Source organism: Rathayibacter rhapontici (assembly GCF_001995175.1).
GTDB lineage: Bacteria > Actinomycetota > Actinomycetes > Actinomycetales > Microbacteriaceae > Rathayibacter.
In genome coordinates this window covers 1-8,234 of sequence record NZ_MUKN01000091.1, presented here as the reverse complement: position 1 = coordinate 8,234, position 8,234 = coordinate 1, and the positions used below count along the sequence as shown (strand labels likewise).

The window sequence follows — 8,234 nt, the reverse complement described above, 5'->3', positions numbered from 1 at the left end:
CGACGCGACAGAGCCCGCCCCGCGTCCACTCGCGACGGCCGACGCGCGCGAGACGACCCGAACCGGGGTCGGCGACGCGACAGAGCCCGCTCCGCGTCCACTCGCGGCGGCGCCGTCGCACCGCGGAGCCCCGCAACGCGGAACGGCCGGTCCCGCGGAGATCCGCGGTACCGGCCGTTCCTGCGCCTGAGTGCCGGGCTACCTCGTGCAGGCCACGTTGCTGATCGGGCTGCCGCCCGAGTTCGAGCAGGTCGCGACGTTGCCCCAGGTCGACCAGTTCGAGGGCTGGTGCACGTAGACCGGGTAGGCGGGGGCGTTCGACACGTGGTTCGCGGTGACGAGGTTGCCGTTGCCGGAGCCGTCGGCGCGGGTGATGATCGACACCCCGTACATGCGCGGGTTCACCACCGTGTTGCCGGCGGCGGTCCACTCGGTGCCCGAGAGCATGATCAGCGAGTTCACGTCGGCGGCCGTCCGGCTGGTGCCGGTGACCACGTTGCCGATGATCCAGCCGTCGCGGGTGCCCTCCTTGGCCTCGATCGGGTCCGATCCCGCGTTGCCGATCACGTTGTCCATGACGGCGATGCGGTCGGTCCGGTCGGGGTCGCAGCCGTTGTACTCGCACCAGTTGCGGTCGGAGGTGCCCACGTAGACGCCCTCGCCGTAGGTCGCGGCGACCACTCCGGTGCGGGTGATCGTGGAGCCGACGATGAGCGAGTCCGTGGTCTGGTTGCGGAAGTGCACGCCCTCGTAGCCGATCTCGGAGACGGTCAGGCCGGCCATCTGCACACCCTTGCTCGCCAGCACGTGGATGCCCTGGAACGAGTTCTTCACCGAGAAGCCGACGAGGTGGACATCGTTGGCGCTGTTGAGGATCAGAGCGGTTCCCGAGCTCGTCGTGCCGCTGGAGAGCACGGCGTTCGGCGAGCCGCAGAGCCACACGCCCTCGCTGCTGGACGGGATCGACCGCAGCGCGAACTTGCCGACGTAGACGCCGTCCTCGAGTCCGATCACGTCGCCGGGGCGGGCGCCGATCAGGGCGCTGTTCAGCTCGGCGGCCGTCCGCACCGTCTTCGTCGGGGTCGGGCAGTCGAAGGCGGCCTGCAGCGTCTCGCGGGTGCTCATCTGCTCGGCCGTGACGGTGGTCGGCTCGGTGACGGCCGAGACGCGGCCGTCGTTGTCGCGGGAGGTGATCCAGTAGGAGTACGGGACGCCGAGCGCAGCGCTCTCGTCGCGGTACTGGCGCACCGGGTCCGAGACCGTGGCGATCGTCTCCTCGGTGGATCCGTCGGAGCGGTGCACCTCGTAGGAGACGACGTCCGAGGAGAACGGCGCGTTCCAGCCGAGGACGTAGCCCTCGACCAGGGGGAACGCCTGGACCCCGCCGACGGCCAGACCGTCGCCGGCCAACTCGAAGGCGTCGACGATCAGGTTCTTGTCGCTCGAGGCCGAGTTCTTCCGCCCGGTGTACGCGATCTTCACGGTGTGCATCGTGTCGGCGAGGTCGGAGCGCTCGAAGACGGGCACCTGGTACTTCGTCGTGGAGCTGTAGCGGTCGACCGAGGCCACGCGCGTCCCGTCGATGTACACGTCCGCGATCCCGGAGGAGGGGGTCGTGCGGCTGAGCCAGCGGAACGCCGTCCCGACGAACGTGAACTGCACGTTGCCGGCGCTGTTGAGGTAGCCGATGCTGCCTCCGCTGTCACCGCCGGACATGGTGCGCCACGAGCCCGAGTAGTCGAGGTCGCCGTTGTTCTGCTCGACCCACTTCGGCGTCGTGCCGGTCGGCAGGAACGTGGAGTCGGTCGGCGCGGTGGGGACGGGCGTCGGAGCCGGAGCCGTCTTGATCAGGTCGAAGGCGTCGATCACGAGGTTCCTGTCGGTCGCGCTCGCGTTCTTCGAACCGGAGTAGGCGATCTTGACGGTGTGGACGCCGTCCGCGAGCCCGGTCTTGGTGAAGACGGGCACCTGGTACTTGGTGGTCGAGCTGTAGCGGTCGACGCTGCTGACGAGCTTGCCGTCGATGTACACGTTCGCGATGCCGGCCGACGCGGTGGTGCGGCTGAGCCAGGTGACCGCGGTGCCGTCGAAGGTGAACTCGACGTGGCCGGCGCTGTTGAGGTACTTGATGCCTCCGCCGCTGTCACCGCCGGTCATCGACCGCCAGGAGCCGGTGTAGGAGAGCTTGGAGTGGCCGTCCTCGACCCGCAGCGGGTCGCTGCCGGTCGGGGAGAAGTCGGCGACGGGCGAGGGGGTCGCCGTCGGGGTCGGAGTCGCGGTCGGAGTCGCCGTGGGCGTCGGAGTCGCGGTGGGCGCGACGGTCGGCGTGGCCGTCGGCGTCGCGGTCGGCGTCGGAGTGGCCGTGGGCGTCTCCGTCGGAGTCGCGGTCGGCGTCGCAGTCGCGGTCGGAGTCGCCGTGGGAGTCGGAGCGGCCGTCGCGGTAGCAGTCGGCGTGGCCGTCGGCGTCACGATCGCCGTGGCCGTCGGAGTCGGGGTGGGCGCCGCGACCGTCCGGACGAGGTCGAAGGCGTCGATGACGAGGTTGCCGTCGGTCGCCCGCGAGTTCTTCGCGCCGGTGTAGGCGATCCTGACCGTGTGGACGCCGTCCGCGAGGCCCGTCTTCGTGAAGACCGGGACCTGGTACTTCGTCGTCGAGCTGTAGCGGTCGGCGGTGCCGGCGGGCTTCCCGTCGATGATCACGTCCGCGATGCCCGCCGACGCGGTCATCCGGCTGAGCCAGGTGAAGCCGGTGCCCGCGAAGGTGAACTCGACGTGGCCCGCGCTGTTGAGGTACTTGATCCCTCCGCCGCTGTCACCGCCGGTCATCGAGCGCCAGGTGCCCGTCCAGCGGAGCTTGGAGTGGCCGTCCTCGACGCGCAGCGGAGCGGTTCCGGTGGGCGTGAAGTCCGGCACGATCACCGGAGCGGTCGTCGGAGTCGCGGTGGGCGCCGGCGTCGTCGGCGCGCTCGGCGACGCGGTCGGCGTGCTGCTCACCGGAGGGGTGGTCGGCGTCGGCGTCGGCGTCGGCGTCGCGGGCGGCGTCTCCTTGCCGAGCTCGAAAGCGTCGATGATCAGGTTGGCGCCCGTCGCCTTGGCGTTCTTCTTCCCCGTGTACGAGACCTTCACCGTGTGCACGGTGTCCGGGAGTCCGGTCTTGGTGAATACCGGCACCTGGTACTTGGTCGTCGAGGAGTAGCGGTCCACTGCCGCGAGAAGCTTTCCGTCGAGATAGACGTTCGCGATTCCCGAGGTCGCGCCGGTGCGGCTGAGCCAGCGGAAGGCCGTTCCGGTGAACTTGAACTGAACGTATCCGGTGCTATTCAGGTATTTGACCGCACCCCCGCTGTCACCGCCCGTCATCTTCGTCCAGGAGCCCGAATAGGTGAGGTCCGCACTGCTCTCCTGCACCCTGATGGGGGTGGAATAGGTGGGCTGCAGAGTCGCGGCCCAGGCGGGCTGCGCGAGGCCGCCGAAGGCCAGCACCGACACCAGAAGAGCGATCATCGCGGTGATGATCCGCGATCGTCGGAAAAGCTTGCGACTATCTCGGGGGACAGCGGAAGAAGACGTGAGAGGCAACAGAACTCCGGCAGTATCCGAAAGGGAATGGGGTTGCTGCGAATCTACTGATGTCCTAGTAATCGATAACGGAGCGGAGGATCTGTCACCCGCATGCCCCCCGGAAGGGCCGCGATTCCCTGAGGGGCGAATCATGCCGGAAACACGGGTGAATTCCCCGCGGCATTTAACCCCCCTGAAAGGGGATTCCTGGGGGTTAGGCGCTCCCTTATGAATGTCCCCCTTTCGAGTACTCCATTCCCGCGCAACCCGGCCGCGCCCCTCCCTGCGAGACCGGCGCGAACCCTGCTCGCGGTCTGGCGGCCCCGCGGCAGTGAGGTTAGGCTTACCTTCGCAATCCCCCGACCCCCGCTCCGAAGGACGCTCGTGCCCGCCATCCGCACCCCCCGCCGCCTCACCGCCGTCGCCTCGCTCGGCCTCACCGCCCTGCTGCTCACGGCCTGCTCCGGAGGCGCCGACGCCGGCACCGACGACTCCTCGCCGTCCGCGGCCGGCTTCCCCGTCACCGTCGAGCACGCGTTCGGCGAGACCACCGTCGAGTCGGCCGACCGCGTCGTCGCCACCAGCTGGACCAACCAGGACGTGGCGCTCGCGCTCGGCGTCACTCCCGTCGGCTTCGCCCGCGCCTCCTACGGCGACGAGGACGGCGACGGACTGCTGGCCTGGACGAAGGAGGCCCTCGACGCGGCCGGCGCCGAGACTCCGGAGCTCTTCGACGAGACCGACGGCGTGCCCTTCGAGGCGATCGCCGACCTCGCGCCCGACGTGATCCTCTCGGCCTACTCCGGCATCTCGCAGCAGGACTACGACACGATGTCGCAGATCGCCCCGACCGTCGCCTACCCGGGCCTGGCCTGGGGCACGACCTGGCAGGACTCCGCGGAGCTCGACGGCGCCGCCCTCGGACTCGCGGACGAGGCCGTGGCGGAGGTCGCCGAGGTCGAGGACGAGATCGCCGCGGCCGTCGCCGAGCACCCCTCCCTCGAGGGGACGACCTTCACCTACGGCTGGTACGACCCCACCGACGCGAGCTCCTTCACCTACTACACGCCGAACGACGCCCGCGTGAAGTACGTCGAGGACCTCGGCCTCGAGGTCGCGCCCAGCGTCGTCGAGCTCACGGGCGACTCCGAGGCGTTCAGCGGAACGCTCAGCTCCGAGAACGCCGACCGGCTCGACGCCGACGTGCTCATCGTCTACGGCGACGAGACCACCCTCGCGGCCCTGCAGGCCGACCCGCTCCTCTCCAAGATCCCGGCCGTCGCGCGCGGCTCGGTCTACGTCCTCACCGACGGCTCGTCCCTCGCGATGGCGACCTCGTCGCCCAACCTGCTGAGCATCCCGTGGGGTCTCGACGAGTACACGGCGGGGATCGCGGCGGCCGCCGACAAGGTGTCGTGAGCACCGGCGCCTCCGCTCCTCCCCGGCGCCCCGCCCGCGACGACACTCGCGTGCGGGGCGCCGCTCGCGCCTGCGCCCGCTCGGGCTCGGCGCCGTCGTCGTCGCGCTCGCCCTGGCCTCGATCGCCTCGCTCGTCTACGGCTCGCGCGAGATCCCGCTCGCCGAGGTCTGGCCGGCACTGACGTCGCCCGACCCGGCGTCCATCGTCGACGCCGCGGTGCAGAACCGCGTGCCGCGCACCGTGCTGGCGCTGCTGGTCGGCGCCGCCCTCGGCCTCGCGGGGGCCGTCATGCAGGGCATGACGCGCAACCCGCTGGCCGACCCGGGCATCCTGGGGCTGAACGCCGGGGCGTCGCTCGCGGTGGTCCTGGGCATCTCGGTCCTCGGAGTGACGACCCTCCCGCAGTACATCTGGCTCGCGTTCCTCGGCGCGGCCGCCGCCGGCGCCTTCGTGTACGCCGTCGCCTCGCTCGGCCGCGACGGAGCCACTCCGCTGAAGCTCGCCCTCGCCGGCGCCGCCACCGCCGCCGCGCTCACCTCGCTGATCAGCGCCGTCCTGCTCACCCAGGAGGAGACGCTCAACCGCTTCCGCTTCTGGCAGGTCGGCGGAGTCGGCGGCGCCGAGACCGCCGGGATCCTGCAGGTCCTGCCGTTCCTCGCCGTCGGCGCGCTGCTCGCGCTCGCCAGTGCCCGCGGACTCGACGCCCTCGCGCTGGGCGACGACCTCGCGACCGGCCTCGGCCGCCGCGTCGGCCGCATCCGCCTGGTCGCCGGCATCGCCGCCGTGCTGCTGTGCGGTGCCGCCACCGCCGTCGCGGGGCCCATCGGATTCATCGGCCTCGTGGTCCCGCACCTCGCGCGCCGCCTGACCGGGCCCGCGCACGCGTGGCTCCTGCCCGCCTCGGCCCTGCTCGGCGCCCTTCTGCTGCTCACCGCCGACGTCGTCGGCCGCGTCGTCGCCCGGCCCAGCGACGTCGAGGTGGGCATCGTCACCGCCCTGATCGGAGCCCCCGTGCTGATCGCGATCGTGCGCCGCTCGAAGGTGAGGGCCCTGTGAGCGCGGCCACGTCGCTCCGCTCGTCCGGTGAGGTCCCCGGAGACGCGCCCGGCATCGTGGCCGGGCGGACCCGGCGCGCCCGCCGCACTGCGATCGGCTGCGCGGTCCTCGCCGCGCTCGCGCTCGCCCTCGTGCTCGTGTCGCTGAGCGTCGGCGCCACCGTCTACTCCCCCGTCGACGTCGTCCGGGTGATCCTCGGCGACACGGTTCCCGGTGCGTCCTTTACGATCGGCACGCTGCGGCTGCCGCGCACGATCACGGCCGTGCTGGTCGGCACGGGGTTCGGGATGGGCGGCGTGATCTTCCAGACGCTGCTGCGCAACGCGCTCGCCAGCCCCGACATCATCGGCATCACGTCGGGGGCGAGCGCCGCGGCCGTCGTCGCGATCGCGTTCCTGGGGCTCTCGGGAGCGACCGTCTCGGTGATCGCCGTCACCGCGGGCCTGCTGACCGCGCTCGTCATCGCCGGGCTGGCGGGCAGCGGCGGAGTCGCAGGCGCGCGGCTGATCCTGATCGGCATAGGGGTGGGCGCGATGTTCCAGAGCGTCATCGCCTACGTGCAGACGCGCGCCGACTTCGAGGACGTGCAGGAGTCGCTGCGCTGGCTGACCGGCAGCCTCAACCAGGCGCTCTGGGAGGGCGTGCCGCCGCTCGCGCTGGCGATGCTCGTGCTGGTGCCGCTGGCACTGCTGCTCTCGGGCCGGCTGCGGATGCTGCAGCTCGGCGACGACTCCGCCACCGCCCTGGGCGTGTCCGTCGGCCGGGACCGCGCCGCACTGCTGGCCGTGGCCGTCGGGCTCGTCGCCGTCGCGACCGCCGCCACCGGCCCGATCGCCTTCGTGGCCTTCGTGTCGGGGCCGATCGCGCGCCGCCTGGTGCCGGATGCGCGGTCGCTGCTCGTCCCCTCCGCTCTCGTCGGGGTGGTCGTGGTGCTCGCGGCCGACCTCGTCGCCCAGCACGTCGCGGGGCTCGCCTTCTCGGGCGCCCGCTTCCCCGTCGGAGTCGTGACGGGCGCCTTGGGCGCGCCGTTCCTGCTCTGGCTCCTCGCCCGCCGCAACCGCACCGGAGGCACTCTGTGACCGCATCGACCACGCCCGCACCGAAGGCCGTTCCGTCCGACGCGGGGCACCCCTCCGTGTCCGCGGGGTCCGTGTCCGCGCACCGCACGCTCGCGGTCGACGCCGTCACGCTCGCCTACGACGAGCGCGTGGTCGTCGACGGCCTCTCGCTCGACGTCCCGACCGGCGCGATCAGCGTGATCGTCGGAGCGAACGCCTGCGGCAAGTCGACGCTCCTGCGCGCGATGGCCCGGCTGATCACGCCCCGCAGCGGGGCCGTCCTGCTCGACGGGCAGGCGATCCACCGGCTGCCGACGAAGCAGGTCGCGATGCAGGTGGGGCTGCTGCCGCAGACCCCGATCGCCCCGGAGGGCATCGCGGTGTCGGATCTGGTCGCCCGCGGCCGCTACCCGCACCGCGGCTGGTTCGGCCGGGGCGCCTCCGCCGACGACGACGCGATCGTCGAGGACGCCCTCCGCGCCACCGGCACCCTCGAGATCGCCGACCGCCCGGTCGACGAGCTCTCGGGCGGCCAGCGCCAGCGCGTCTGGATCGCCCTGGCCCTCGCGCAGCGCACCGACGTGCTCCTGCTCGACGAGCCGACCACCTACCTCGACGTCTCGCACCAAATCGAGGTGCTCGACCTGCTCACCGACCTCAACCGCACCCGCGGCACCACGATCGTGATCGTGCTGCACGACCTGAACCTCGCGGCGCGCTACGCGGACCACCTCTTCGCAGTGCGGGCCGGGGCGCTGTACGCGTCGGGGACCCCCGCCGAGGTCGTGACGTCGGACACGGTGCGCGCGGTCTTCGGGATGGAGTCGCGGATCATCGAGGACCCGGTCTCGCACACCCCGCTGGTCCTGCCGATCGGCCGGCACCACGCGGGCTGAGGTCGCCCCCACTCCTCAAGAGTTGTCGTACTCGAGCGCGAGTACGACGATTCCTGCTGACTCGACGCCACCCGAGCCCGCTTGGCGTCACCTCGGCACGGCGCGGACGCGACTCGACGCGGAACGGGGCCCGCACTCGCCCCAGCGCCCGCTTCGCGTCCACCCGACCCAGCGCGACACCCTGACTCGACGCGGACCGGCGCCCGCCCGCACCCCAGCGCCCGCTTCGCGCCCACTCGACCC

General features: G+C 71.8%; 5 protein-coding genes. 4 read left to right on the top strand and 1 reads right to left on the bottom strand.

Features of this window, described 5'->3' with window-relative positions:
- Positions 1–198 precede the first annotated feature (198 nt).
- Positions 199–3,504 carry a hypothetical protein gene (locus tag B0T42_RS20790; protein WP_158078180.1) on the bottom strand — a complete coding sequence of 1,102 codons (3,306 nt, stop codon included), beginning with the start codon at positions 3,502–3,504 and terminating at the stop codon, positions 199–201.
- A 441-nt stretch (positions 3,505–3,945) separates the two neighbouring features.
- Between B0T42_RS20790 and B0T42_RS18125 the strand changes: the two genes are divergently transcribed.
- From B0T42_RS18125 to B0T42_RS18110, 4 genes are all read left to right on the top strand, one after another.
- Complete coding sequence (locus B0T42_RS18125) at positions 3,946–4,980, top strand: ABC transporter substrate-binding protein (protein ID WP_236720401.1); 1,035 nt, start codon at positions 3,946–3,948, stop codon at positions 4,978–4,980.
- A gap of 70 nt (positions 4,981–5,050) precedes the next feature.
- On the top strand, positions 5,051–6,037 hold the full coding sequence (locus B0T42_RS18120; RefSeq protein ID WP_077224389.1) for a FecCD family ABC transporter permease: 987 nt from the start codon (positions 5,051–5,053) through the stop codon (positions 6,035–6,037).
- On the top strand, positions 6,034–7,116 hold the full coding sequence (locus B0T42_RS18115; RefSeq protein WP_077224388.1) for a FecCD family ABC transporter permease: 1,083 nt from the start codon (positions 6,034–6,036) through the stop codon (positions 7,114–7,116). The genes B0T42_RS18120 and B0T42_RS18115 overlap by 4 nt, the downstream gene beginning before the upstream one ends.
- A gap of 71 nt (positions 7,117–7,187) precedes the next feature.
- The gene (locus tag B0T42_RS18110) at positions 7,188–7,991 is read left to right on the top strand and encodes an ABC transporter ATP-binding protein (protein ID WP_077224393.1); all 804 of its coding nucleotides are present in this window, start codon (positions 7,188–7,190) and stop codon (positions 7,989–7,991) included.
- The last annotated feature ends 243 nt before the right edge of the window (positions 7,992–8,234 follow it).